This window comes from Alistipes sp. i18-0019-D1 (assembly GCF_042852885.1).
GTDB lineage: Bacteria > Bacteroidota > Bacteroidia > Bacteroidales > Rikenellaceae > Alistipes.
Genome location: NZ_AP031424.1, coordinates 2,615,207 through 2,641,367, shown reverse-complemented (window position 1 = coordinate 2,641,367; position 26,161 = coordinate 2,615,207). Strand labels below are relative to the sequence as shown.

Annotated in this window: 20 protein-coding genes; 17 read left to right on the top strand and 3 right to left on the bottom strand. The window is 61.5% G+C overall.

What is annotated here, in order from left to right:
- Positions 1–12: 12 nt before the first annotated feature.
- Entirely contained in the window at positions 13–1,791 is a 1,779-nt protein-coding gene (locus tag ACGHP5_RS11210; RefSeq protein WP_290533357.1) for an L-fucose isomerase, read from the bottom strand.
- An 80-nt stretch (positions 1,792–1,871) separates the two neighbouring features.
- A complete protein-coding gene (locus ACGHP5_RS11205) occupies positions 1,872–2,852 on the bottom strand; it encodes a GntR family transcriptional regulator (RefSeq protein ID WP_290533356.1) in 981 nt (326 codons plus the stop codon).
- Positions 2,853–3,148: 296 nt separating this feature from the next.
- Here ACGHP5_RS11205 and ACGHP5_RS11200 point away from each other — a divergent pair, with 296 nt between their 5' ends.
- Positions 3,149–5,239, top strand: a complete 2,091-nt coding sequence (locus tag ACGHP5_RS11200; RefSeq protein WP_390566813.1) for a glycoside hydrolase family 172 protein — start codon at positions 3,149–3,151, stop codon at positions 5,237–5,239.
- A 107-nt stretch (positions 5,240–5,346) separates the two neighbouring features.
- Here the strand turns inward: ACGHP5_RS11200 and ACGHP5_RS11195 are convergent, their stop codons facing one another.
- Positions 5,347–6,780, bottom strand: a complete 1,434-nt coding sequence (locus tag ACGHP5_RS11195) for a DUF4301 family protein (protein WP_337773447.1) — start codon at positions 6,778–6,780, stop codon at positions 5,347–5,349.
- A 262-nt stretch (positions 6,781–7,042) separates the two neighbouring features.
- Between ACGHP5_RS11195 and murB the strand changes: the two genes are divergently transcribed.
- The 16 genes from murB (at position 7,043) to ruvC (ending at position 26,143) form a co-directional block, all read left to right on the top strand.
- Complete coding sequence (murB, locus tag ACGHP5_RS11190) at positions 7,043–8,050, top strand: UDP-N-acetylmuramate dehydrogenase (protein ID WP_015547541.1); 1,008 nt, start codon at positions 7,043–7,045, stop codon at positions 8,048–8,050.
- Positions 8,047–9,390 (top strand): tRNA lysidine(34) synthetase TilS, encoded by a 1,344-nt coding sequence (tilS, locus tag ACGHP5_RS11185; RefSeq protein ID WP_390566810.1) that lies wholly within the window; start codon positions 8,047–8,049, stop codon positions 9,388–9,390. The genes murB and tilS overlap by 4 nt, the downstream gene beginning before the upstream one ends.
- Before the next feature lies 1 nt (position 9,391).
- Complete coding sequence (gene holA / locus ACGHP5_RS11180; RefSeq protein ID WP_390566808.1) at positions 9,392–10,462, top strand: DNA polymerase III subunit delta; 1,071 nt, start codon at positions 9,392–9,394, stop codon at positions 10,460–10,462.
- Positions 10,459–11,178 (top strand): aminotransferase class IV, encoded by a 720-nt coding sequence (locus ACGHP5_RS11175; RefSeq protein ID WP_149887584.1) that lies wholly within the window; start codon positions 10,459–10,461, stop codon positions 11,176–11,178. Before holA ends, ACGHP5_RS11175 begins: the two co-directional genes overlap by 4 nt.
- A gap of 54 nt (positions 11,179–11,232) precedes the next feature.
- Entirely contained in the window at positions 11,233–11,826 is a 594-nt protein-coding gene (locus tag ACGHP5_RS11170; RefSeq protein WP_390566806.1) for a DUF6549 family protein, read from the top strand.
- A gap of 78 nt (positions 11,827–11,904) precedes the next feature.
- Positions 11,905–12,906 (top strand): FecR family protein, encoded by a 1,002-nt coding sequence (locus ACGHP5_RS11165; protein ID WP_390566804.1) that lies wholly within the window; start codon positions 11,905–11,907, stop codon positions 12,904–12,906.
- A gap of 126 nt (positions 12,907–13,032) precedes the next feature.
- On the top strand, positions 13,033–16,545 hold the full coding sequence (locus tag ACGHP5_RS11160) for a TonB-dependent receptor (protein WP_390566802.1): 3,513 nt from the start codon (positions 13,033–13,035) through the stop codon (positions 16,543–16,545).
- Positions 16,546–16,565: 20 nt separating this feature from the next.
- Positions 16,566–18,332 (top strand): RagB/SusD family nutrient uptake outer membrane protein, encoded by a 1,767-nt coding sequence (locus ACGHP5_RS11155; protein WP_390566800.1) that lies wholly within the window; start codon positions 16,566–16,568, stop codon positions 18,330–18,332.
- A gap of 31 nt (positions 18,333–18,363) precedes the next feature.
- Positions 18,364–19,224, top strand: coding sequence for an endonuclease/exonuclease/phosphatase family protein (locus tag ACGHP5_RS11150; protein ID WP_337773441.1), 861 nt, complete (start codon positions 18,364–18,366; stop codon positions 19,222–19,224).
- Between the two features lie 20 nt (positions 19,225–19,244).
- Positions 19,245–20,324: a BT_3987 domain-containing protein gene (locus tag ACGHP5_RS11145; protein ID WP_390566798.1), complete on the top strand. Its 1,080-nt coding sequence runs from the start codon at positions 19,245–19,247 to the stop codon at positions 20,322–20,324.
- Positions 20,325–20,393: 69 nt separating this feature from the next.
- Positions 20,394–21,971, top strand: coding sequence for a beta-N-acetylhexosaminidase (locus ACGHP5_RS11140; protein WP_390566796.1), 1,578 nt, complete (start codon positions 20,394–20,396; stop codon positions 21,969–21,971).
- Between the two features lie 110 nt (positions 21,972–22,081).
- Entirely contained in the window at positions 22,082–22,621 is a 540-nt protein-coding gene (locus ACGHP5_RS11135; protein WP_390566794.1) for an RNA polymerase sigma-70 factor, read from the top strand.
- A 72-nt stretch (positions 22,622–22,693) separates the two neighbouring features.
- Positions 22,694–23,164 (top strand): pantetheine-phosphate adenylyltransferase, encoded by a 471-nt coding sequence (coaD, locus tag ACGHP5_RS11130; RefSeq protein ID WP_290533342.1) that lies wholly within the window; start codon positions 22,694–22,696, stop codon positions 23,162–23,164.
- Positions 23,165–23,355: 191 nt separating this feature from the next.
- On the top strand, positions 23,356–24,393 hold the full coding sequence (lpxD, locus tag ACGHP5_RS11125) for a UDP-3-O-(3-hydroxymyristoyl)glucosamine N-acyltransferase (protein ID WP_290533341.1): 1,038 nt from the start codon (positions 23,356–23,358) through the stop codon (positions 24,391–24,393).
- A 4-nt stretch (positions 24,394–24,397) separates the two neighbouring features.
- Positions 24,398–25,456 (top strand): TlpA disulfide reductase family protein, encoded by a 1,059-nt coding sequence (locus tag ACGHP5_RS11120; protein ID WP_337756493.1) that lies wholly within the window; start codon positions 24,398–24,400, stop codon positions 25,454–25,456.
- Between the two features lie 96 nt (positions 25,457–25,552).
- Positions 25,553–26,143: a crossover junction endodeoxyribonuclease RuvC gene (gene ruvC / locus ACGHP5_RS11115; RefSeq protein ID WP_337756496.1), complete on the top strand. Its 591-nt coding sequence runs from the start codon at positions 25,553–25,555 to the stop codon at positions 26,141–26,143.
- The last annotated feature ends 18 nt before the right edge of the window (positions 26,144–26,161 follow it).

Below are 26,161 nucleotides of genomic sequence, written 5' to 3'. Positions count from 1 at the left end.
GATGGAGTTTAATCACCGGTAGATCGGTCCGTAATTTTCACAGGCGCGGTAATCGGCCCCTTCCGGGTCCATGCCGAACGCGGCCCATGCACTCGGGCGGAACAGTCCGGTCTCGTCGAGGTTGTGCATGCAGACCGGAATGCGGAGCATCGACGCCAGGGTAACGAGGTCGGCGCCGATATGACCGTAACTGATCGCACCGTGATTGGCCCCCCAGCTGTTCATCACGGAGTAGACGTCGCGGAACGCCCCCTTACCCGTCAGGCGGGGCGCGAACCAGGTCGTCGGCCAGGTCTTGTCCGTGCGCCTGTTGATGGTTTCGAAGATCTCACGGTCGACGTTCACGGCCCACCCTTCGGCGATCTGCAGCACGGGACCCTGCCCCTTGATCAGGTTCAGACGGCACATCGTCACCGGCATGTCGCCCTGCGTGAGGAAACACGACGAATAACCTCCGCCGCGCATGTACTCGCGCGAAGCGGGATACCACGTCGTCGCGCCGAGGCACGCCTCGGCCTCGGCTTCGGTGATCTCCCAGAAGGGTTTCATCACCGGCTGTCCGTTCTCCGACTGGCGGCCTGTGGCATCGAGGCAGCACGAACCTGAATTGATCAGGTGGATGATGCCGTCGGCGGCGCGGCCCTCCAGTTTCCGGCCGGTCACACGCTCCACGGACTCGGGACTCCAGAACGTGCGCACGTCGGCGAACAGCTGGGCACGGTTGGTCAGGAGGTGCATCAGCAGCATCGAAACGCCGTTCAGCGTGTCGTTCTCCGTGGCGAAGGTGAAGGCCTCGCGGATGCCGTTCCAGTCGAACGAGGTGTTGAGTATCGCCTCCGAGAAATCCCCGTCGGGCTTGTAGTCGGTCCACTGCCGCTGGCCCTGGAAACCGCCGGCAATGGCGTTGTGTCCCATCGCCTCCTCCTCGAAGCCCATCCCGGCCAATTTCGGATTGCCGGTCATCAGGTCACGGAAGATCAGCGTCATCTTGACGACGTATTCCCAGATGGCGTCCTTCTCCTCCCGGCTGTAAACGAGATGTTCGGGATTGTAGTCCCGGCCTTCGTTCTTTTTACAGTATTTCTCCGTCCACGCCATCGCGCGGCGGAACTCCTCGGGATCATAGATACCCAGCCGAACGCGGCGTTCGATCTCGCTCGCATCGACATATTCGCTGCGCATACCCAGGTACTCCTGGAAAAAGGCGGGATCGGGAATCGATCCGGCGATGCCCATCGAAACCGAACCGATCGAAAGATAGGATTTTCCGCGCATCTGCCCCACGGCGACAGCGGCGCGCCCGAAACGCAGCAGCTTTTCGCGGACATCCTCCGGAATGGAGCGGTCGCCCATATCCTGCACGTCGCGGCCATAGATGCCGAACGCGGGCAGCCCCTTCTGGTTATGCCCGGCCAGTGCCGAAGCGAGGTAGACGGCTCCCGGGCGTTCAGTACCGTTGAACCCCCAGATCGCTTTGGGCATCAGCGGATCCATGTCGATCGTCTCCGCCCCGTAGCACCAGCAGGGCGTCACCGAGACGACGGCGCAGACGTTGTTCACGCTGAATTTCTCGGCGGCCATGGCAGCCTCCTTCACACCGCCGATACAGCGGTCGGCGACGACGCATTCGACGGGCGTGCCGTCCGAATAGCGCAGCTGCCCGGCGTAAAGTTCGGCCACGCGCTGCGCCATGTCCATCGTGGTCTGCTCCAACGATTCACGGATTCCGCCCCGGCGGCCGTCGATCACGGGACGGATTCCGATACGGGGTTTCTGGGATTTCAGATTCATATGCTTTAAATTTAGGTTGTAATTTCAATCGGAATTTATTAGGCTGGTCTGTGCTGTGCTGAAAATAGGTCAAAAAAAAATTACAGGGAACCCCGTAAAATCAGACGCGTGGGAATGTAGATCTGCGGACGCTCCATGGTGAGGATAAAGCGCGCGGCAACGGCACCCATCAGGTCGAAGTCCGTGGAAATGACCGAAATGCCGTTATCCAGAATCTCGAAAACAGGTTCGTCGTTGTAGGCCACGACCCCGACATCCTCCCCGAGCGCCCAACCGCGCATGCGGGTCAGTTTGATAAAGTCGATCAGATGGCTGTGCTTCACGATCAGATAGGCTGTCCCCTTTTCCAGGGCCGCCGGGCCGATCTCGTTCACGATGCTGTACGGGAAGCCGTGGTCTTCGCAAAAACGCTTGAAATAGGGAATGCAGCTTTTCGGGTGTTCGGAATTCTCGGGAAACACGAAGACGATCTTCCGGTAACGCCGGAACCGTTCCAGGCCGGTTACCATACAGTCGTAAAGCGTTTGGTCGAAACCCTGGCAGACATAGGCGAAACGCTCCTTCTCGAATTTACCGAAGTCGAGCAGCAGGACTTTCGAGGGATCGAGCAGATCGAGGATTTCCGAATAAACGTCATTCTGGTAGTTCATCACCAGGTAGAGGTTGTAGCGGCCCACGCTGTCGCGGATGGTCTTGTTGAAAAGCTCCTGACTGCGCTGGTGGAAATAGAGGTCGATCTTATAGTTGGCCGCAAGGTTGCGCGTGATGGCATCGTGCAGCTGGTATTTGAACGGGCTGTAAGTGTCGAGCAACAACAAAATCCGATGCACGGCGTTGCAGACATAATAGCCCTTGGTCGGGGCCGAATCGACGACTCCCTGCGTTTTAAGCTCGTTGAAAGCCTTGAAAACCGTATCGCGCGAAACCCCGTACTGCCGGCTCAAACCGTTGATCGAAGGAAGCGGATCGCCCGGAGCGTACTCCCCGATCGAGATTTCGTGACTCAAGGCATCTGCCAGCTGCTTGACTTTGGACATCTGTGACGTAAATATCAATTCCATATTATATCGATAACAAAAAACAACTGAAAGCAAGAAGCTGTGCTGAACTGTCCTGCCGCATTGCAAAGAAAAAGAATAATCCACAGATTGCCAAATTTTTCCGGCACATTTTTCCAACCCGAATCCGGCCGAAACCACCGAAAAAAGGCGGACCGGAATAAAACGAAGGAACACAATCGGCTGACAATCAGCACCATTAAATAAAAAATTCGGACTTCCTTCGGCGGATAATAAAAAAACAATATCTTTGCCGATAACAAACAGCACAGCACAGCATAATCTGAAAACAGAAAAACATGAACCGAAAAACACGAATCCTGACTGCGATATTCCTCTTCACGGGCATATCGTTTTTCTCCGTCGCCGCGCCAAAGCCACCGATGGTTTCCGAAGCGACGCTTCTGCGCGAAATGACCGACCGCGACGCGCTGGCCCGCCTGCCCTATCCGGCCTATAAGACGCGGCAATTCAGCAGTTACGACCGCAAGGCCGTCTCGCCCGACCGGCCCGGGTGGTTCGGGAACGACGACTGGAGCATGTTCGTACGCACGGAACTTAACGGCGGACGTACGGAACACGTGCTGATGGACGCCGACGGACCGGGCGCCGTCGTCCGGTTCTGGATGACATTCGCCGGACAGGATTGTGGCCGCGGCACGCTCCGCATCTACATCGACCGGGCGGCGGAACCCGTGCTCGAAGCCACGGCATTCGAGATCCTGAGCGGCACGGAAGTCGCCGGGGAGCCGCTGGCCGCCTCGGTCTCAACGCTGATGCGCCACGACCGCCGGGGCCACAATCTCTATTATCCGATCCCCTATGCGGAACATTGCAAAATCACCTACGAAAGTCCCAATGTCTACGCCGGGCCGGAACCCGAAAAACGCAAGGGAACGGAAAACGTCTACTACAACATCGAGTGCCGGACCTACACCGATCCGGTCGAGGTCGTCTCTTACGCCGGATCGCCCGACGAGACCCTGCGCACAGCCGCCGAAAATACCCGGAAAGCGTTGAGCGCACCAAAGTCCGCGCACGGCGGAAAGCAGGGGAGCGTTCCGGTCAAAACCCTCCTTGCTCCCGGCAAAACGGCCGAGTTCCCCATCCGCGGGCCGCGCGCCGTCCGGGAAATCGCGCTTCGACTCGCGGCACAGGACCTGCCCCAGGCGCTCCGGTCCACGGTCATGAGCATCCGGTTCGACGGCGAACAGACCGTATGGATTCCCGTCGGGGACTTTTTCGGCATCGGCTACAAACCGATGCGCAACGAGACATTCTTCACCCAGACCGACGAACGGGGCGCGATGAAGGCCTATTGGGTCATGCCGTTCCAAAAGGAGTGCACAGTCGCGTTCCATAACTTCGGCTCGCAGGAGGTGGCGCTGCACGGCGAAATCGTCCATGCCCCCTGGAAATGGGACGGCCGAAGCCTCCATTTCGGAGCCGCGTGGCATCAGTACACCGATATAAATACGGGTGCGAACGGGAAATCGACGCCACAGGACATCGTCTACACCTCCCTTGCGGGCGAAGGCCGTTACGTGGGCGACTGTCTGACGCTCTACAACACCGTGAACGGCTGGTGGGGCGAGGGCGACGAGAAAATCCATGTCGACGGCGAAGCCTTCCCTTCGCATTTCGGGACAGGGACGGAGGATTACTACGGCTATGCCTGGTGCCGGCCCGAGGTCTTCACAGGCCACCCGTTCATCGCCATGCCCGCAGGCGACGGAAACCTCGGCGTCGGATACACGGTCAACAGCCGCTGCCGGATGCTCGACGCCATTCCGTTCACACGCTCGCTGCGGTTCGACATGGAACTGTGGCACTGGCAGGAGGCGCGCATGAACTACGCCCCCGCGACGATGTGGTACATGCGCCCGGGCGGCGTATGCAGCATCGCTCCCGACACGGCCGGAGTACGCCGGCCCGTCGTTATGCGGCGCAGTCAGCTGATCCCTCCCGTGCTGACGGCAGGCATCGAAGGCGAGGACCTCGAAATCCGCAGCTGCACCGGCGGCGAGGCCTACGGCCAGTACCGCACCAACGGACTGTGGAGCCGGAACACGCAGCTCTTCTGGCACAATGCTCCGGCGGGTTCCACACTCACGCTGGGGTTCGAATCGGCCGTGGAGACCGAAGCCCGGCTCGAAGGCGTCTGCTCGCTGGCCAAAGATTACGGTACGTTCCGCATCTGCCTGAACGGACGGGAACTGACGCCGTCGCTGAACCTCCATGCCCCGGAACTGATCACCAAAGAGGTTGCGCTCGGTGACGGGCAGGTCCGCAAGGGCGGAAACACGCTGACGATAGAGGCCGTCGCTCCGGCTCCCGGGTTCACGGAGTGTTTCTTCGGGCTCGACAGGCTGGTCCTGCACCTGCAATAAGGACAGTCCAGCTTCGCCGCAACACGATCCGGGCCGGACGGGAAATACGTTCGTATCTCTCGCCCGGCCCGGACAAGACGGGCGAAAGGCGCCCGCAAAACTTTAACTTATTGGTGTTGGGGTCTCAACAGATCCTGCACGACTTTTACCGGAGAGAAGGTCGTGACGGGAACGTCGACGAAAACCGTGTTCCACTTCGCCATCGCACCGTTCCAAAGCCCCGGAAGCTCCTGCGCACGCAGATCGCGGCCGCCGGAGGATTTCGACGAGATGAATCCCGTCGCGGGATCGGTGTACCGGCGCAAATCGAACTTGCGGCCCTTCGAATCGCGCACGCCGCAGACGAGGTCCACGGGGTTGAAATGCGTGGCCGACTGCATCAGCGGCAGATCGTCGGGCGCGATCTGGCTCGACTCGGCGATCTGAAGCGACTCCGTGCCGTCGGGGTTCCCGACCCAGAACGGGCCGCCGCCCGGCTCGCCCTCGTTGCGGACCATACCGCAGACGCGGATCGGACGGTCCAACACGGCGCGCAGCAGCGCCGAATCGTAATCGGCGGGGAGTTTCACGCAGAGCCGCTTCTCGATAAATCCGGAGATCGGCTCCAGCTCCGCACCGCCCACTTCGAGCGCCTTGAGGCACTCGAAGGCGCGTTCCTGCAGGTCGAGCAGAATCCCCGCAAGCACCTTTTTATAATGGACCGTATCCCCGCGGCGGGCATCGGTCGTCACGTTGTCGATATTCTTGATGAAGACGATGTCGGCGTCGATTTCGTTCAGGTTCTCGATCAGCGCCCCGTGGCCCGCGGGACGGAACAGCAGCGTGCCGTCGGCCTGCCGGAAAGGCGTGTTGTCGGGATTCACGGCAAGGGTGTCGGTCGAAGGCTTCTGCACCGAGAACGAGATGTCGTAACGGATGCCGAACCGTCTTTCGTAAAGGGGAACCTTCTCCGCGAGCAGCTCCTCGAAGCCCGCGACGTGCTCGGGCGAGACGGTGAAATGGATGCGCGCGACACCTCCCGCCGCGGCGTAGGCCGCACCTTCGACCAGGTGTTCCTCGACGGCCTTGCGCGCCCCTTCAGGATAGGCGTGGAAGGTGACCAGCCCCTTGGGCTTGCGGCCGTAGTTCAGCCCGTCGTTGACGATGGCATTCACGATGGCACGGTCGTCGGCCCCGGCGGGCAGCACGGCGCGAAGCTCGGGCCAGAAGGCGAACTTCCCGATATTTTCCAGCAGTGTGTCGATGCCCTTGCCGCGTTTGCCGTCGTTGACGAACTCGAACAGTTCCTTGAACATGCGCGTGGCGGCTCCCGAAGCGGGCACGAACTTCACCACACCCAGTCCGGCAGCCTCTTTTTCATAGCGTTCCACGGCTGCATCGGCCTCCGCCTCGCCGACAACCAGCACGCCGTCGCCCGGCGATGCGGCCCGCACGACATTCAGGAAAGGGAATCCGCGGCGGAAATTCTCCAGCTGGGTCTCCGCCAGTTCGGGTGTCAGGCCATGATCGGCAATCTGTTTCAAATCTTCCTGTGTAAACATAGGTTTCGTCTATTTTGTTTTTAATTTGCAATCGGCTGCACGGCAACTGTTGCAACAGCTGTCACGGACAAACAATCCGTCACACCGAACTGCAACAGCAGAAACGGCACATGTCTCTGCGCCGCAAGCCCCGCCCGAGGGAGGGGGCAGGCTTGTAAACGCAACCACAGGCTGCGGGAAACAGCATCCGGATCCCGCAACAAAGGCAACAATAGCCTACCGCGATTTCAAAGTTACTAAATAATTTCTAACTTTGCATACCATGATTCGAGAATTTCACCAAATCAGCCTGCGCGGGCGCAACAGTTTCGGCGTCGACCAGAGGGCCGCACGCCTCGTAGAATTCGAAACGGCCGAGGATCTGCGCACGTTTTTCGCCGCGGGGATTCCCGGGCGGTGGACGGTGCTCGCCGGGGGCAACAACATCCTTTTCACCGAAGATTACGACGGCGTGCTGCTGACCCCCGTGGCCCGGCAGATCGCCCTTTTGAGCGACGACGGCGACGAAGTTCGCCTGCGCGTCGAGGCGGGCGTCGAATGGGACGACCTGGTGGAATGGGCCGTCGAACGCGGTCTGTGGGGCATCGAAAACCTCTCGCTGATCCCCGGCAAGGCGGGATCCGCCCCGGTGCAGAACATCGGGGCCTACGGCTGCGAAGCGAAGGATGCGATCCGCCGGGTCGAGATGTACTGCGTCGAAACGGGCAACCTGCTGACGCTCGACGCCGCGCACTGCGGATTCGGCTACCGCGAAAGCGTCTTCAAGCACGACCTGAAAGGGCGCGTGATCATCACAGCCATCGAAATACGCCTCTCGCATACGCCGCGTCCGAAACTGGGCTACGGCGACGTGGAGCGCGAGGTCGAAGCCCGCGGAGGCGCCACGCTGCGCAACATCCGCGAGGCGATCTGCTCGATCCGCCGCGCGAAACTTCCCGATCCGGCCGTGCTGGGCAACGCGGGCAGCTTCTTCAAGAATCCCGTGGTCGAAGCCCCCGTCGCGGAACGGCTCCTTGCCGAATATCCCGACATGCCGCACTATGCGGCCCCCGAAGGCCGCGTAAAGCTGGCCGCCGGGTGGCTGATCGACCGGGCCGGGATGAAAGGTTACCGCGAGGGAAGCGTGGGAGTTCACGAGCGGCAGGCGCTGGTGCTGGTGAACCACGGCGGCGCCACGGGCGGCGAGGTGATCGCCTTCGCCCGCACGGTGCAGGCGAAGGTCCGCGAAAAATTCGGCATCGAAATAGATACTGAAGTGAACATATTATGAATCTTTTGGACTCTTTTCAACGCTACATCGACGAGAACGACCTCGCCACGCACGACGACAAAATCCTGCTCACCGTCTCGGGCGGCGTGGACTCGATGGTCATGCTCTCGCTGTTCACCCGCTGCGGCTACCGGGTGGGCGTGGCTCACTGCAACTTCCAGCTGCGCGGCGCAGAGAGCGACGAGGACGAAGTGCTGGTGGAAGACGAGGCCAAAAAGCACGGCACGGCGTTCTACAACAGGCGCTTCGAGACCAGGGCCGAAATGGAGCGCACGGGCGAGTCGATGGAGATGGCGGCCCGGCGGCTGCGCTACGCATGGTTCGACGCCTTGAGCCGCGAGCACGGCTACACGGCCATCGCCATCGCCCACCATGCCGACGACTCGATCGAAACCTTTTTCATCAACCTGCTGCGCGGGACCGGGCTGCGGGGGCTGACGGGAATCTCGACACAGGTCGGAAAGGTGATCCGTCCGCTGCTGTTCGCGTCGCGCAAGGAAATTCTCGAATACGCCGTCCAGAACCGCATTCCCTTCCGGGAGGATTCGTCGAACCGGTCGACCAAATACCTGCGCAACAAGATCCGGCTGGGGCTGATCCCCCGCATCCGCGAAATCAACCCCAAGTTCACGAGCCTGATGAGCCGCAACCTCGCGCGCCTGACCGACGCCCAGCTGTTCATCAACCACGGCATCGAACGCATCCGCTCGGAGGCCGTCACCTCGGACACGGGGATCGACACGATCCATCTCGACCGCCTCGATCCGGCCTTTCCGCAGGGATTCGTGATCTACGAACTGTTGAGTTCGGGCTACGGATTCAAGGGCGACGTGATCGACGCGCTGTGCCACTCGCTCGAACAGGACGCCACGGGACGGCGGTTCTACGCCCGCGAAAGGGTGGCCTCGATCGACCGCGGAAAGATCGTCATAGCGCCGATAGCCCCCGACGACGCGTGTCTGACGACGGTGCGCAAAGGCGCACCGCGCAGCTACTGCGGCAACTCGGTCCTCTACTACGAATACTGCGACATCGACACGATCAAGAATTTCGGCGTTCCCGAGAATATCGCGCAGATAGACGCCGACCGCCTGCAATTCCCGCTCACGCTGCGCCGCTGGCGCGACGGCGACTGGTTCGTGCCGTTCGGCATGACGGGCCGCAAAAAGGTGTCGGACTTCCTCGTCGACGCCAAGGTCTCCGTGGCCGAGAAGCAGCGGCAGTTCGTGCTGCTGTCGGGCGACGAGATCGTCTGGCTCGTCGGACGCCGCATCGACGACCGCTACCGCCTTACGCCCGGCACGGAAAACGTGTTGCGCATCACCAAAGAAATCGTTTAAAATGGCAAAGAGCGCTCTGAAATTCAAGGATTCCGTCGCCCAGTACGAGCGGATCGCGGCAGAGGTCGCGGCCCGCCGGTTTTCCGGCATCTACCTGCTGATGGGCGAGGAGAGCTACTTCATCGACGCACTCTCGGACCAGCTGGCCGCGACGATCCTCGACGAGGCCGCCCGGGCCTTCAACCAGATCACCGTCTACGGGCGCGACTCCGAGGCGGGGCAGGTGATCAACCTCTGCCGCCAGATGCCGATGATGGGACAATACCAGGTGGTGATCCTCAAGGAGGCGCAGCAGCTCAAGGGGCTGGACAAGCTCGCGCTCTACACGCAGAAGCCCTCGCCGACGACCATTCTCGTGATCTGCCACAAGGAGAAGAACGCCGACAAACGCTCGGCCTTCTACAAGGGCTGTGCGGCGAACGGCACGGTGCTGGAATCGGTGCGCCCGCGCGACTACGAGATCGCGGCGTGGTTACAGCAGTTCATCCGGCAGAAAGGATTCACGATCGACCCCAAGGCGCTTTCGATGCTGACCGACCATTTGGGAACCGACATCGCAAAGATCTCCAACGAAATCCGGAAACTCACCGTCTCGCTGCCCGAGGGCACGCAGCACATCACCGACGCCGACATCGAGGCCAACATCGGCATTTCGAAGGATTTCAACAACTTCGAACTCTGCAAGGCGGTCGTCACGCGGGATATGGCCCGCGCGCTGATGATCGCCGAGCACTTCGCCCGCAACCCCAAGGACAACCCGTTGCTCTTGACCGTCATGGCGCTGTTCGGGCAGTTCAAGGAGCTGTTCGTGGTCAACTACCTGCGCTGGCTCGCACGCCACAAAGGACGGCCCTTTCCGCCGGACACGGAACTGATGCGCATCCTGCGCAAGAACAACACGTTCGTCATCGGCGAGATCAAGCAGAACGCCGCCGGATGGGACAACCGCAAGGTGTTCAACATCCTCGGGCTGCTGCGCGAATACGACGCCAAGAGCAAGGGACTGGGTGCGGGCGGCGCGTCGGACGGCGAACTGCTGCGCGAACTGCTGCTGAAAATCTTTCTGCTTTGACCGGTCTCTACCTATACCAGACCGTGCATCTGGCCCGGGGCCGCGCGCGCAACGTCGCCGGACACATCGCCGTGCTCGACGCCGCGTCGCGCGAACTGTTCGGACGCCCCTACGCCCCCGCCGCAGAGCGGCTCGCGAAGCGTATCGAGACGCTCTCCGCCGCGGAACGCTATCCGGCGGGCGTGTCGGGCTTCGTGCGCATCGAACTGGACCCCGACGGCACGGAACGTCTGCTCCCGGCAGGGGTGTCGCTCTACGACGGCTACGCCTTCCGGAGCCTTCAGCCCGAAGCCGTGACCGTCGGATACGATCTGACGCTCTCCGAGGCTCCGACCTCCGCGCGCGAGGCCGCAGCGCAGCTGGCACGCAGGCTGGCCGAACGACGCGGGGCGGAAGTCGCCGTGCGCTGCGACAGCGCGGGAATTCTCCGCTCGGCCGACGACGCGCCGCTGCTGGCCATCGCCGGCCGCACCGTCCTGACAGCCCCCGGCCCCGCAAGCGTCGAGCGCCGCCTGGCCATGCTGGCCGTTCGGGCCGCAGGGCTGGAACTGCGCGAAGAGGCCTTCGGACGCGCCGACCTGCCCTCGCTCGACGAACTTTTCTTCGCCGACCACCGGGGCGTCACCTCGCTTTCGCGCTGCGACGGGCTGCCGCTGATGACCTTCGTCGCCGAACGCATCGCCGAAGCGATGGAGGGTCTTTTTCCGAAAAAATAGAAACCGGACCGGACGCAACCGTCTTATCTTTCGGGGAACCAACACCCGAAAATCGTGAAAAAATACCTCTTTACGTATGCGGTTCTTGCAACCGCACTGCTGTTTTTCACCTGCCGCCATTACCGCGCCGAGAACCGGCGGCTGGTCGAAAACCAGACGGCCCTGGCGGCCGACGTCACCCGTTACCGCAAACGGCTGGGCGCGGAGGCGGCCTCGGTGCAGGCCCTCCGGCTGCGGTGCGGGGAGTTCGAAACGCTGCGCGCGGCCGACGCCGAGCAGATCCGGCGCCTCGGCATCCGGCTCCGCAGGCTCGAAGCCGCCGCCAAGGCCGTCGCCGTCACCGACGCCGAAATCCGCACCCCGCTGCACGACACCGTCGTCGTCCGGATACACGACACGCTCCCCGTGCGCGACACCGTCCGGATGTTCCGCTGGCGCGACCCGTGGATTTCGGTCGAAGGACGCATCGGCCGCGACTCGGCCGCCTGCCGCATCCGCAGCGTCGACACCCTGCGCCAGGCGGTCCACCGCATCCCGCGCCGTTTCCTCTTCATCCGCTGGGGCACGAAGGCCCTCCGGCAGGAGATCGTCTCGACCAATCCCCACACACGGATCGTCTATGCGGAGTACGTGAAAATCGAACGCTGAAAAATTTTCCGCAAAAATCCGGCTGTCCCGTAGGGGTCGGCCGGATTTTTCGTGTCACAATGGAAACGACAGCAAACCATGAATCCGGACAACCATACCTGGGACCTTCTGGTCGGCGCCCTCAAAGGCACGCTCGGCGAGGCCGAACAGCGCGAATTCGACCGATGGGCCGCCGAAGCGGAAAACCGCCGCTTCTACAACAACCTGACCCGCGTATGGCGCGAAATACAGCAGCGGGCCGCGGCTTACGAGCCGGACCGCGACCGGCTGTGGCGGCAGTTGCAGCAACGGATCGGGACCTACGAAATCCCGCATGCGGACCAGCTCCCGAAGCGTCGCCGGAACCACCTGCTGCAAACGGCCATAGCCGTCGCAGCAGCGGTCGCCGTAACCCTTTTCGCGGCCCGCACCGACCTTTTCCATTCGGCCGCAGTCCCGGCCGAGCAGCGGCTCTGCGCCTTCGAAGGCAAGTCGCAGGCCCGGCTGTCCGACGGTTCGACGGTCTGGCTCCACGGCGGATCGGCGCTCGCCTACGACACCCGTTTCGCCGCCGGGGAACGCCGTGTGAAACTCCGCGGCGAAGGGTTCTTCGAGGTGGCCAGGGACGCCGAACGCCCCTTCATCGTCGAGGTCGAAGGGCTGAAGATCAGCGTCCACGGCACGAAATTCAATGTTCGCACCGCAGCCGACCGCAGCGTGTCGGTCTCGCTGGTCGAAGGTTCGGTGTCGCTCGACACCGGAAGCGGAAGCCGCAGGCTGCTGCGCCCCGGGGAGATCGCCTGCTACGATCCCGACACCCGCAAAGTCGTCATCGGACGCGGCAACGTGGCGATGGAGTCCTGCTGGGCCGCGGGGAAACTCGCGTTCGATCGGCAGCCGCTGGGCGAAATCTGCCGCTACATGGCCCGCTGGTACGACACCGAAATCCACATCACCCCGGCCCTCGCACGCAACTACGCCTACACGTTCACCATCACCAACGAACCGCTCGAAGAGATCCTGCGCATCATGAGCCGCATCAACCCCATCGCCTACACGTTCGCCGAAGACAACACCGTCACGATTTCCGAGCTCGAATAAATCCCGCATCCCGACCCTTAAAAACCCGATTGCCTATGAAGCGATAAACCGACCCCGACCCGAACTTCCCGCAGCGGCATCCGACCAACGCCGCCGCAAACTTTCCACAAACTTAAAACTTCAACCATGATGCACTTCAGACTATTTGCAATCCTCTTGCTGCTGGTCGCAGGCAGTACGACGGTTGTATCCGGCCAGACGCAGCAGGAACCGACGCTCGACATGGAGTTCACGGACATCCCGCTCTCGGAGGCCATATCCCGCATCGAGAAGAACACCCGCTACACGTTCTTCTACGACGCCAAGCAGACCGACCTCTCCCGGCGCGTGAGCCTCAAGGCGAAACGAATGCCGATTTCAGACGCCTTGAAGGAGATGCTCGCCCCGACGGGGCTGAACTTCACCATCACCGAACGCCAGATCGCCCTGATCCCGGCCCGCAAGACCCCGGCCCGGCAGCGCACGGTCACAGGCGTCGTCAACGACTCGTCCGAAACGCCGCTGGCAGGCGTCGCCGTCACGCTCGTGGGCGACAACACCCGCGGAGCGGTGACCGAAGCCAACGGCGGCTTCACGCTCACGGTCCCCGACGCCGACATAACGCTCAGCTTCACCTACCTGGGCTACATAGGCAAGAAAGTCGCCGTCCCCGCCACGCAGAACAACGTGAAGGTGTTCCTCACGGAGGACGCCGTGAAGATGGAGGACGTGGTGGTCGTGGGCTACGGAACCCAGAAAAAGGTGAACCTCACGGGCGCCATCGCCACGGTGGACGAAAAACAGTTGCAGAACCGCTCGGCACCCTCGGTGGCCCACATGCTGCAAGGCTCCGTTCCGGGCCTCACGGTCTCGACCTCGTCGGGACGTCCGGGCAACCCGGCCACCCTCAACATCCGCGGCATCACCTCGATCAACGGCGGCTCGCCGCTGGTGCTGGTCGACGGAGCCGAAGGCGACCTGATGAAAATCAACCCCAACGACGTGGCCTCGATCTCGGTGGTCAAGGACGCTTCGGCGGCGGCCATCTACGGCGCCCGTGCGGCATTCGGCGTGGTGCTCGTGACGACCAAGAGCGGCGACTCCTCGGGCAAGACCCGCGTTTCGTACAGCGGCCGCTGGGGATGGAACGAACCCACCACCTCGACCGACTACGAGACCCGCGGCTACTACTCGGTCTACCTCAACGACCTCTTCTGGCGCTCCTACGCCGGAAACAACTACACGCGCTACACCGAACAGGACATGATGGAACTCTGGGCGCGCCGCAACGACCGCACGGAACACCCCGACCGCCCGTGGGTCAAGATCGACCAGCGCGACGGACGCGACACCTACGTCTACTACGGCAACACCGACTGGTATCACTACCTGTTCAAGGACGAGCACCCGAACACGAGCCACAGCATCTCGCTCTCGGGAGGCAACGGCCGCGTGGACTACCTGCTCTCGGGCAGCTATTACAGCGAGGAGGGACTTTTCCGCCAAAACCCCGACAAGCTGCAAAAGATCACATTCCGGTCGAAGGTCACCTTCGACATCAACAAGTGGCTGAAGGTGAGCAACAACACCAGCTACTACAACTACAAGTACTTCTACCCCGGCCCGAGCGATGTCAACACGGCCTTCTCGTGGAGCACCGTGCACGGGCTGGCTTCGTTCGTCCCCGTCAACCCCGACGGCACGAGCGTCTACAACACGTCGTTCTCGAACTACCAGATCATGGACGGCCTGCCCACGATCCTCAACAAGGACGGCCACGTCAACGACGACCATACGGACAACATGTCGACCACTACGGAGCTGACCTGGACCCCCGTCAAGGGACTGGAGATCAAGGGAAACTTCACCTACATGTTCAACACCACGCGCTACACCAACCGTCAGGTCAACACCGAGTACTCGCAGTATCCGGGCGAAATAAGCACGCTCACGTCCGGAAAGATGGAGGACAAGCTCTATGAAAAGAGCATGACCCACACCTACTACCAGGCCAACCTCTACGGCACGTTCGAACGCACCTTCGCCCAGGACCACAACTTCAAGGCGATGGTCGGCTTCAACTGGGAGACCAAATTCCTCAAGGACGTGGCGGCGACGGGGTACAACCTGCTTTCGGAAACGCTCAACGACCTGAACCTCGTGGGCCAGGGCGCCGACGGCGACAAACGCATGGAGGTGGGCGGCGGTCAGAACGAATACGCCCTGATGGGCTTCTTCGGCCGCCTGAACTACGACTACAAGGGCAAATACCTTGTTGAGGCGAGCGGCCGCTACGACGGCACATCGCGCTTCAAGCGCGGGCAGCGCTGGGGCTTCTTCCCCTCGTTCTCGCTGGGATGGCGCGTCTCGGAAGAGGCCTTCTTCGACGGCATCCGCGACCAGTTCAACAACCTCAAGCTGCGCTTCTCGTACGGCCAGCTGGGCAACCAGAACGTCGGCTATTACGACTACATCCGCAAAATCTCGATCGGGAGCCAAAGCTACCTGTTCGGCGGCGACAAGCCCACCACGGCGACCATCTCGGCCCCGGTGGCTTCCGACCTCTCGTGGGAGCGGAGCATCCACAAGAACCTCGGCGTGGACATGAGTTTCCTGAACAACCGCCTGGCCTTCTCCGCCGACTTCTACATCCGCGACACGAAGGACATGCTCACCGCAGGCATCGCCCTGCCGGCCACCTACGGCGCCGACTCGCCGAAAATGAACAGCGCCGACCTGCGCACCAAGGGCTACGAACTCTCGCTCAACTGGCGCGACGAGTTCCAGCTGCTGCGCCGTCCGTTCTCGTACAGCGTGACGCTGACCTTCAACGACTACGTTTCGAACATCACCAAGTTCGACAACCCCGACCGCTCCTTCGCCAAAAAATACTACGAGGGCATGCGCTGGGGCGAAATCTGGGGGTACCGCATCGACGGGCTGTTCGCCTCGGACGAGGAAGCCCGCAACTACCCCGTCGACCAGAAGACCGTGAACGAGATCATCAACGCCTCGGCAGGCGCCGAAAAGGGGCTGCGCGCCGGCGACCTGAAGTTCCGCGACCTGGACGGCAACAACGAGATCACCCTCGGCAAGAACACCGTCGACGATCCGGGCGACCGCGAGATCATCGGCAACAGCCAGCCGCGCTACCACTACGGCGCCACGCTGGCACTGCAATGGGCCGGCATCGACTTCTCGATCTTCTTCCAGGGAATCGGCCGCCAGGACTGGTATCCGGCCGCCAACGCACTGGCCTTCTGGGGTCCCTACGCACGTCCCTACGCCACCTACCTCCCCAAGAACTTCCACACGCAGATCTGGTCGGAGGACAATCCGAACGCCTACTATCCCCGTCCGCGCGGCTACACGGCCCTGCAGGGAACCAACCGCGAGCTGACGGCCGTCAACGACCGCTATCTGCAAAACATCGGTTATTGCCGTCTGAAAAACCTCACGGTGGGCTACACGCTGCCCAAACAGTGGACCCGCAAGGCGCTGATCGAAAGCCTGCGCATCTACTTCACGGGCGAAAACCTCTTTACCTGGTCGGGCATCCGTTCGGATTACATCGACCCCGAAATGGCCGCCACGAACGGCAACCTGCGTCTCTACCCCTGGCAGCGGACCTACATGTTCGGCGTGGACGTCACCTTCTAACCGCTTAAATGAGAAGTGTTATGAAAAAGATTCTATCGATACTGACCGTGGGCTGCGCCCTGACGCTTTCGTCGTGCGAAGACTGGCTCGACAAATACCCGCTGGCGCAGATGTCGCCCGAGACCTTCTTCTCGAACGAAAACGAGTTGCAGGCCTTCAGCAACACCTTCTACACGATCTTCCCCGGCGACGGCCTTTACAACGAGGGCTACGACAACATCGTGAAGAACGAGATCGCCGCCGAAATGCGCGACGGCCGCACGATTCCCGCCTCGGGCAGCGGCTGGACGTGGACCGACCTGCGCAAGTTCAACACCCTGCTCGAATACTCGGGCAACTGCAAGGACACCGACATCCGCAACCGCTACGACGCCGTGGCCCGGTTCTTCCGCGCCTACTTCTATTTCGAAAAGGTGAAGCGCTTCGGCGACGTGCCCTGGTACGCGAAGCCCCTCGGTTCGGCCGACCCCGAGCTGAAGCGTCCCCGCGACTCGCGCGAATACGTCATGCAGCGCATGATCGAGGACATCGACTTCGCCATCCGCTACCTGCCGACCGAACGCGATCTCTACCGCGTGACGAAATGGACGGCACTGGCGCTCAAGTCGCGCTTCTGCCTCTTCGAAGGCACGTTCCGCAAATACCACGGCATCGACGGCTACGAACACGACTGGAAATGGTATCTCGAACAGGCCGCCGCAGCAGCCGAGGAGTTCATCACCAACAGCGGCTATTCGCTCTACACCGCGACCGGACCGGCGACCAGCTACCGCGACCTGTTCGCTTCGGAAAACGCGCAGAGCGTCGAGGTCATCCTCGCCCGCGACTACAATAAGGCGTTGGGCGTTTTCCATAACGTCAATTTCTACACCATCAGCGCCTCGTACGGCAAACCGGGCATGACGCGCAAGATCGTCGACAGCTACCTGATGGCCGACGGTTCGCGATTCACGGACAAGGCCGGCTGGGAAACCATGGAATTCAAGCAGCAGTGTTCGAACCGCGACCCGCGTCTGGCCCAGACCATCCGCACGCCGGGTTACACGCGGATCGGAGCCACGGCCAAACTGGCGCCGGACCTGGCGAACTCGATCACCGGCTACCACGTCGTGAAGTTCGTCACCGGAACCGCGCAGGATGAATACAACAAGTCGTTCAACGACCTGCCGATCTTCCGCTCGGCAGAGGTCTACCTCAATTTCGCCGAGGCCAAGGCCGAGCTGGGAACCCTCACGCAGGAGGACATCAACCTCTCGATCAAGCGGCTGCGCGACCGTGTGGGCATGTCCAACCTGATCCTCGACGACGCCAACGCCGACCCCGACCCCTATCTGTCGGCCGCGAAGACCGGCTACCCCAACGTCACGGGCGCGAACAAGGGGGTGATCCTCGAAATCCGCCGCGAACGCACCATCGAGCTGGCGATGGAGGGATTCCGCTATTACGACATCATGCGCTGGAAGGAAGGCAAGACCTTCGAACAACCTCTGCTGGGCCTCTACATCCCCGCCAAGGGCGAGTACGACATCGACGGCGACGGAACGCCCGACGTCTATTTCGCCGCCAAGGGCGAGACGCCTTCGACCTCGGCCAAACTGACGCTGGTGATCGACCAGGACATCCTCTTCTCCGACGGCGACCACGGCTACATCTCGCCGCACAAGAACAACCCCGGCATCTGGAACGAGGCGCGCGACTACTACTACCCGATTCCGACCGACGACCGCTCGCTGACGGGCGGCGCCCTGACCCAGAACCCCGGATGGAACGACGGACTGAATTTTTAACCGCAAAACAAACCGAAAAATGTTGGAACTCATGAAAAAATACCTGATGACCCTGCTGACGCTCGGCCTGGCCTGCAATGCCGCAGCCTGCATGGAGGACGAACCGTTCTACGACACCGAAATTCCGCCCCACGTTTCGGTCGACAACTCCAAGAGCGAGGGCGTGACACGCCTGGTGACCTACAACGTCGGCGTTTTCAACAAATACATCAAGGACGACTACCAGCTCATCGCCGACATGATGAAGGAGATCGACGCCGACGCAATCTGCATGAACGAACTCGACAACAACACCAACCGCACGCGCCACGTCTACCAGCTCAAGCATTTCGCAGGGCTGATGGGTAACTGGGACTTCCAATACGGTGCGGCCATGCCCTACGACGGAGGCGAATACGGCGAAGGCGTGACGACACGCGAAAAGGCCGTGAAGAAGTTTTCGGTGGCCCTGCCCAAGGGCGTGGGCGCCGAGCCGCGCGTGCTGGCCGTCATGGAGATGGAGGATTACGTGATCTGCACCTCGCACCTCGACCATGTCTCTTCCGAGGCCCAGCTGGGGCAGGTGGAGCTGATCACCAAAACGATGAAGGAGCGTTACGGCGACTCCGGGAAGCCCGTCTTCCTGGGCGGCGACATGAACGCCACGCCCTCGTCGGAGACCGGCAAACTGCTCCAGAAAGACTGGGAGATCCTGACCATCACCGGATTCGGAACCTTCCCCTCGGACAACCCGACCAAATGTATCGACTATATCATGCAGCTCAAGGGCACGCCGAAGTGCGAAGTCGCAGGCTCGCAGATACTGCGCTGGTTCAAGTCGGGCGACGTGACGAAAGCCTCGGACCACCTGCCGGTGATGCTCGACATCAAACTCCCGGCCAAAAACAAGTAAAACCCAAAACGAACACGACCATGAAACGATATGCTTCCATCCGTCTCGCTGCGGCCGCCGCGCTGTTGATTGCGTCGGGAGGCTGCAAGGACGACGATCCGGGAACGGGGCTGAACGGACCCGCGGTGCTGGCGATCCAGAACGCCGGGGCCGAGCCGCTCCGAATCTCGCTGCTCGAACCCAAAACCCAGACGATCGACATCCGGGCCGTCGCCCGGTCGGTCAGCGCCGAGAACCTCACCGTGACCTTCAAAGTCGACCGCACGCTGGTCGAAGCCTACAACAAGGCCCACGGCACATCGTACGAACTCGTGCCGGCCGAAGCCTACGAATTTTCGAAAAAAGAGGTGATCCTGCCCCGCTACAACGAGGTTTCGTCGACGGCGCAGGTGACGCTGAGCAGCGAAAAGATGCCCGACGGCGAACAGTACCTGCTGCCGATCACCATCGACCGGATCAAGGGCGACGACGCAGCGCAAACCTCCGACGAGGGCAACGTCTGCTACATCCTCTTCAACAAGCGCGTGCTGCCGCCCGCCCAGCTGCTCGACCGCGAAGGCTGGAAAGTGGTCCACTGCACCACGGAATACACTCCGGGCGAAGGCAATCCCAAGACCGGTTGGGCAAAGGACGTGCTCGACGGCAACCCGGCTTCCTATTGGACCTACAATTTCAAGGCATCCGTCGGTCCGGTGGTCTACGTCCCGCTCTATTTCGTCTTCGACATGGGCAAGGAGGTGACCGTCCGCGGCGTCCGCATCACGGCCCGCACCAAGAGCGGCGGCGTACTGAACAATCCCCCGGGCGACATCACGATCGAAACGGCCAGGACCATCACGGGCGACGGCATGGAGAACGACGCGGACTGGACGTACGGCGAGCGGTTCACCGGAACGAGTCCCGACGGCACATTCATGTCCCACTCGCTCCACAACTCGGTCTACCTGGGTGAAATCCAGCGGGCGCGCTACATCCGCTTCACGCTCCACATGTCGTGGAACAGCGGGTCGAGCGTAAGGCCGATTCCGATGACCTACAAAGGCGGCACGTTCGCCGAATTCGAAGTCTGGGGCAACCTCGAAGAGCTGGACCTCGACTGATCCCTTACCGCCCGCCTGCGGGAATATTCCCGCAGGCGGTTTTTTCAACCACTACCCTTCCACAATACAATGAGAGAGAGCATTTTATTAACCTTCGCCACACTTCTCGCGGCAGCCGTCTCCGCCCGGAGCATCGACATCATCCCGCGCCCCGCGGAAATCACCGAAACCAGGGGTGAGTTTCGAATCACGGCCCAGACCGCCATCGCCGCCGAAGGAGAACTCCGACGTCCCGCCGAAATCTTCGCAACGGACATCGAACCCGTCATCGGGCGCGAAATACCCGTGGCCGCAAAGGGCGAAATCCGTCTCCGGACATCCCCGTCCCTCACCGCCGAGGAATACACCCTTGCCGTGACGCCCAGCACCGTCGAAATTCTCGGAGGTTCCCCGCAAGCCGTATTCTACGCCTTGCAGACATTCCGCCAACTCGTCGCTCCCGACGGAACATTACCCGCGGTCGTCGTCCGCGACAAACCCTGCTTCGCACACCGCGGCGGAATGCTCGACTCCGGGCGTCATTTCTGGACCGTAGACGAGGTGAAACGTTTCATCGATATCCTCGCCATGCACAAGCTCAACGTATTTCACTGGCATCTCTCCGAAGATCAGGGTTGGCGCATCGAGATCAAACGATACCCCCTGCTGACCGAGATCGGGTCTGTACGCAGGGAGACCGTCATCGGCCGATACGACAAGACCGACGAAAGCCGCAACCGATACGATGGAAAACCCTACGGCGGTTTTTACACCCAGGACGACATACGCGCCATCGTGGCCTACGCCGCGGAGCGCTACATCGAGGTCATTCCCGAAATCGACATGCCCGGGCATATGCTCGGGGCGCTGGCGTCCTATCCCCAGCTGGGATGCCGGGGCAGGGACTACGAGGTATGGACCCACTGGGGGATTTCCAAAGACGTGCTCTGCGCCGGTAAGGAGGAGACCTTCGAATTCGTGGAAAACGTGCTCGCAGAGGTGCTCGACCTGTTCCCCTCGAAGTTCATTCACGTCGGGGGCGACGAATGTCCCAAAGAGCGCTGGAAGGAGTGCCCCGCCTGCCAGAAGCGCATCCGGGAAGAGGGACTGGCAAACGAAAACGAACTTCAGAGTTATTTCATGCACCGCGTCGAGAAGTGGCTCCACGAGCACGGACGCGAGTTGGTCGGATGGGACGAGATCATGCAGGGCGGAATATCGAAGTCAGCGGTAATCATGGCCTGGACGGATCAGTTCCGGGGAACGGACGCCGCGAGGAAAGGAAACCGGGTCATCATGACACCCAAATGGAACTGCTACCTCGACTACTCGCAGACTTCCGATCCCGAGAAGTACGAGCCGATAGGACCCACACGGTACCTCTCCATGAGGCAGGTATACCGGCTCGATCCCTACGACCGCCTGAAACCCGCCGAGTACAGTAATATCCTCGGCATTCAGGGAAACGTATGGACCGAATATATCGCCGATTTCGACCATGTGCAGCGCATGACGCTCCCCAGGATGGCCGCCATCGCAGAAATCGCCTGGGCGTACGACCGCAAGGATTACGACGATTTCGAAAAACGGGCCAAAAGGCTCCTGCCGGGACTTTACGGAAACGCAAAACTAAAATTCTCGGAATTCTTCTTCGAGGGCATCGAGTAAACAAAGCCGCGGAAAAGCGGGCCGCACCCCCACCCTGCGGCCTGTTTTTCCGTAACGGCTTTTCGGGGAATCCCGATTTTTAGTACCTTTACACAGCCTTACGACACACCATGTCAGATAACGAATACGACTTTCACCTATGGTTGAGAATCGGACGGGGGGGGGAAATTGCCGCCTTCCGGGAGCTGTTCGACCGCCACTATGCGCCGCTGTGCCGCTTCGCCGAGTTCTGGCTCCGCGACCGCGCTTCGGCCGAAGAGGTCGTACTCGATGTCTACACCCATGTCTGGCAGCACGCCGCAGAGCTGCGGATCGCCGTCTCGGTACGCGCCTATCTGTTCCGCGCCGTGCGCAACCGGGCGCTCAACCGCCTGCGCGACGACCGTTTTTCCTACATCCCGTTCGAAGAGCTGGGGGAGGTTTTCGCCAGCCCCGAGCCGTTGCAGATCGAAACCGACGAGATCATGCAGCTCGTGGACGAGGCCGTCTCGCAGCTGCCCGGCCGCTGCCGCGACGTCTTCCTCAAAAGCCGCAGCGAACAACTCTCGAACGCCGAAATAGCCGCCGAAATGCAAATTTCCGTCAAGACCGTCGAAGCGCAGATGAGCAAGGCGCTGCGACGCCTGCGCGGCCTGCTCCACAAAGAGTGACCCGCCGCTGCCGCGACGAATAAAAACGGGAAAACGTGCTGCTTTTCCGTTTTTTTTCTACCTTTGTCCGATATGGAACGCACTGCAATCTTCCCCGGGTCGTTCGACCCCTTCACACGCGGCCATGCGGCACTGGTCGACGAGGCGCTGAACCTGTTCGACCGCGTGGTGATCGGCATCGGCAACAACACCTCCAAGCAGGGACTGCTGACCGTCGAAAACCGCAAGCGGCTCATCGACGACATCTACCGCGGCAATGAGCGCGTCGAAGCGTGCATCTACACCGGGCTGACGGGCGAATTCGCCGAAGCGGCAGGAGCCTGCGCCATCATCCGCGGCGTGAGGAACACCACCGACTTCGAGTACGAACGCACGATGGAGGCCACCAACCACCGCATCTACCCCGACATCACGACCGTCATGCTGTTCACCCCCTCGCCCGTGGCCGACATCTCGTCGTCGACCGTGCGCGAGGTGCTTTCGTTCGGACGCACCGTGGAAGAGTTCATGCCCATAGGAATAGATATAGAGGACTATTTATGAACGGTTACAAGATACGATCAGGTTCCGTCTCACGCTGCCAACGGCCGTTGTCGCCGCCGGCGACGCTTGCATGCCTGACCCTCCCCTAAATCCCCTCCTCGGAGGGGACTTCATGCCGCAAACGGCATATCGGGAACCGGCAACACCGAAAACAGACACAACATAGAATAACCTAACGATACGCTTTATTTATGATGGAATTTACAGCCGAAATGATCGCCGGGTTCCTGGGCGGCGACATCGTCGGCAACAAGGACGCCAAGGTGCACACCGTCTCCTCGATCGAGGAGGGCAGGGCCGGATCGCTGGCCTACCTCACGAATCCCAAATACGAACCTTTCCTCTACACCACGGGCGCGTCGATCGTGCTGGTCGACCGGACGTTCGAGCCTTCGCAGCCGGTGACCGCGACACTCGTCCGGGTGGACGACGCGGGCGCCTGCGTCCTGAAGCTGCTCGAAATGTACAACGCGGCCAAACCCCGCCGCAAGGGGATCAGCGACCGCGCATCGGTCTCGGACCGGGCACAGGTCGGACGGGAGTGCTACATCGGCGACTTCGCGGTCGTCGAGGAGGACGCCGCCATCGGCGAGGGCTGCCAGATCTACCCCCAGGTCTACGTGGGCCGCGGCGTGAGGATCGGTGACAACACCACGCTCTACCCCGGAGTCAAGATTTACGAAGGCTGCATCGTGGGTGCGAACTGCATCCTCCATGCGGGAGCGGTGATCGGCGCCGACGGATTCGGGTTCATGCCCAACGCCGCGGGCGGATTCGACAAGATCCCCCAGCTGGGCAACGTGGTGATCGAGGACGACGTGGAGATCGGCGCCAACACCTGCATCGACCGCGCCAAGACCGATTCGACCGTCATCCGCCGGGGCGTGAAACTCGACAACCTGATCCAGATCGGCCACAACGTGCAGATCGGCGAGAACACCGTATCGTCGGCCCAGACCGGCATTGCGGGGACTTCGAAGGTCGGCCGCAACTGCTTCCTCGCGGGGCAGGTGGGCATCGCCGACCACGTCGTGATCGGCGACCGCGTGAAGGTCGGCTCGAAGAGCGGACTCGACAAGGACGTTCCCGACGACGAAATCCGCTTCGGATACCCCGCCCTCCCGGGCATGCAGTACCACCGTTCGGCTGCCGTATTCAAACGCCTGCCCGAACTGGCGCAGCAGGTTCGCGCACTGGAAAAACAACTTGCAGAACTCACAAAAAAATAATTCGATGAAAAAAATCCTGATCCTCGCAGCGGCGGCCGCCGTGTTGTGCAGCTGCGCCAACAAAAACAAGTACGCCATCGACGGCAAGGTCGAAGGGGCCAACAGCATGGTTTACCTTTTCGACGAGAAGGACAACATCCTCGATTCGGCGGCCGTGGCCGACGGTGCGTTCCGCTTCGAGGGCGTGGCCGAGAACCCGCAGGTGGCCATTCTGCGCGACGCCCGCGACGACGGAGCGACGTTCGGCGCCATGCTGATCCTCGAACCGGGCACGATCAACGTGGCCGACGACGCACAGAACCCCTACCGCAAGAAGGTGACGGGCACGCCGGCCAACGACGCCAGCGACGCCTATGCCACGGCCGGAAACACCCTCGTGCAGGAGTTCCGCAATCCGGAAACCACCTCCGAGCGCCGCGAGGCCATCGAGCAGGAGTACGAACAGCTGACACGCACGGTCCTGGACCAGAACCGCGACAACCTCTTCGGCGTGATGCTGCTGGCCCAGCAGCTCGGCTACGAGCTTTCGGGACAGGGGCTGCTCGACGAGATCGCCAAATTCCCGGCCGCCATGCAGCAGACCGACGCGCTGGTGAAACTCAAGGAGAACGCCGAACAGAAGATGAAAACCGACATCGGCCAGCCGTTCATCGACATCGCACAGCCCAATGCCGGCGGCGAGCAGGTATCGCTCGGATCGGTGGTCAAGAACCCGGCGAACAAATACGTCCTGCTGGATTTCTGGGCTTCGTGGTGCGGCCCCTGCATGGGCGAAGTTCCCCACCTGAAGAAGACCTACGGGGATTTTCACAAGAAAGGCTTCGAAATCTTCGGCGTATCGTTCGACGAGGACCGCGGCGACTGGCTCGGCGCCGTCGAACAGAACGGCATGGACTGGCTGCACGTCAGCGAGGTGAAAGGCTTCGACAACCAGGCCGCCAAGGATTACGCCATCCAGGGCATCCCGTCGAACTTCCTGATCGACAGCCAAGGCACGATCGTCGCCAAGAACCTGCGCGGCGAGGCGCTCTACGAGAAGATCTCGGAGCTGCTGGCCCAGTAATTCCCTACCGACATTCCGGCCCCTCCGTTCCGTACAGCCGGAAGGAGGGGCTTTTTCCATAAAATACAGATGAAATCCGCCGAGAAATACAGAATCATGGGCATCGACCCCGGCACGAACTACATGGGTTACGGCGTGCTGGAGGTGGAGGGGCGCACGGTGCGCTCGGTAGTGCTGGGCGACATCGACCTGCACCGCCTCCCGGACCCCTACGCCAAACTGCGCTACATCTTCGAACGCGTGGGGGCGCTGGTCGACGAGTACGCCCCGCGCGAGGTGGCGCTCGAATCGCCGTTCTTCGGCGAGAACGTGCAGTCGATGCTCAAACTGGGACGGGCGCAGGGTGTGGCCATGGCCGCGGCGCTGAGCCGGGGCATCGACGTTTTCGAATACGCCCCCACGCGCATCAAGCAGTCGATTACGGGCCGCGGATCGGCCGCCAAGGAGCAGGTGGCCTCCATTGTCTGCCGCATGCTCACCATCGACCAACCTCCCAAACGGCTCGACGCCACGGACGGCATGGCCGTCGCCCTGTGCCACTACTTCACCTCGGCCAGCCCGCTCAACGCCGCGCTGGGCGGCGAACGCGTCAAGGGTCTCGGGGGCGGCAAGAAGGCCGCTTCGAAAGGCGGTTCGCAGAGCTGGGAGCAATACCTAAAAAAGAATCCCGACCGGGAGATCAAATAAAACCAATCTAAAACCACC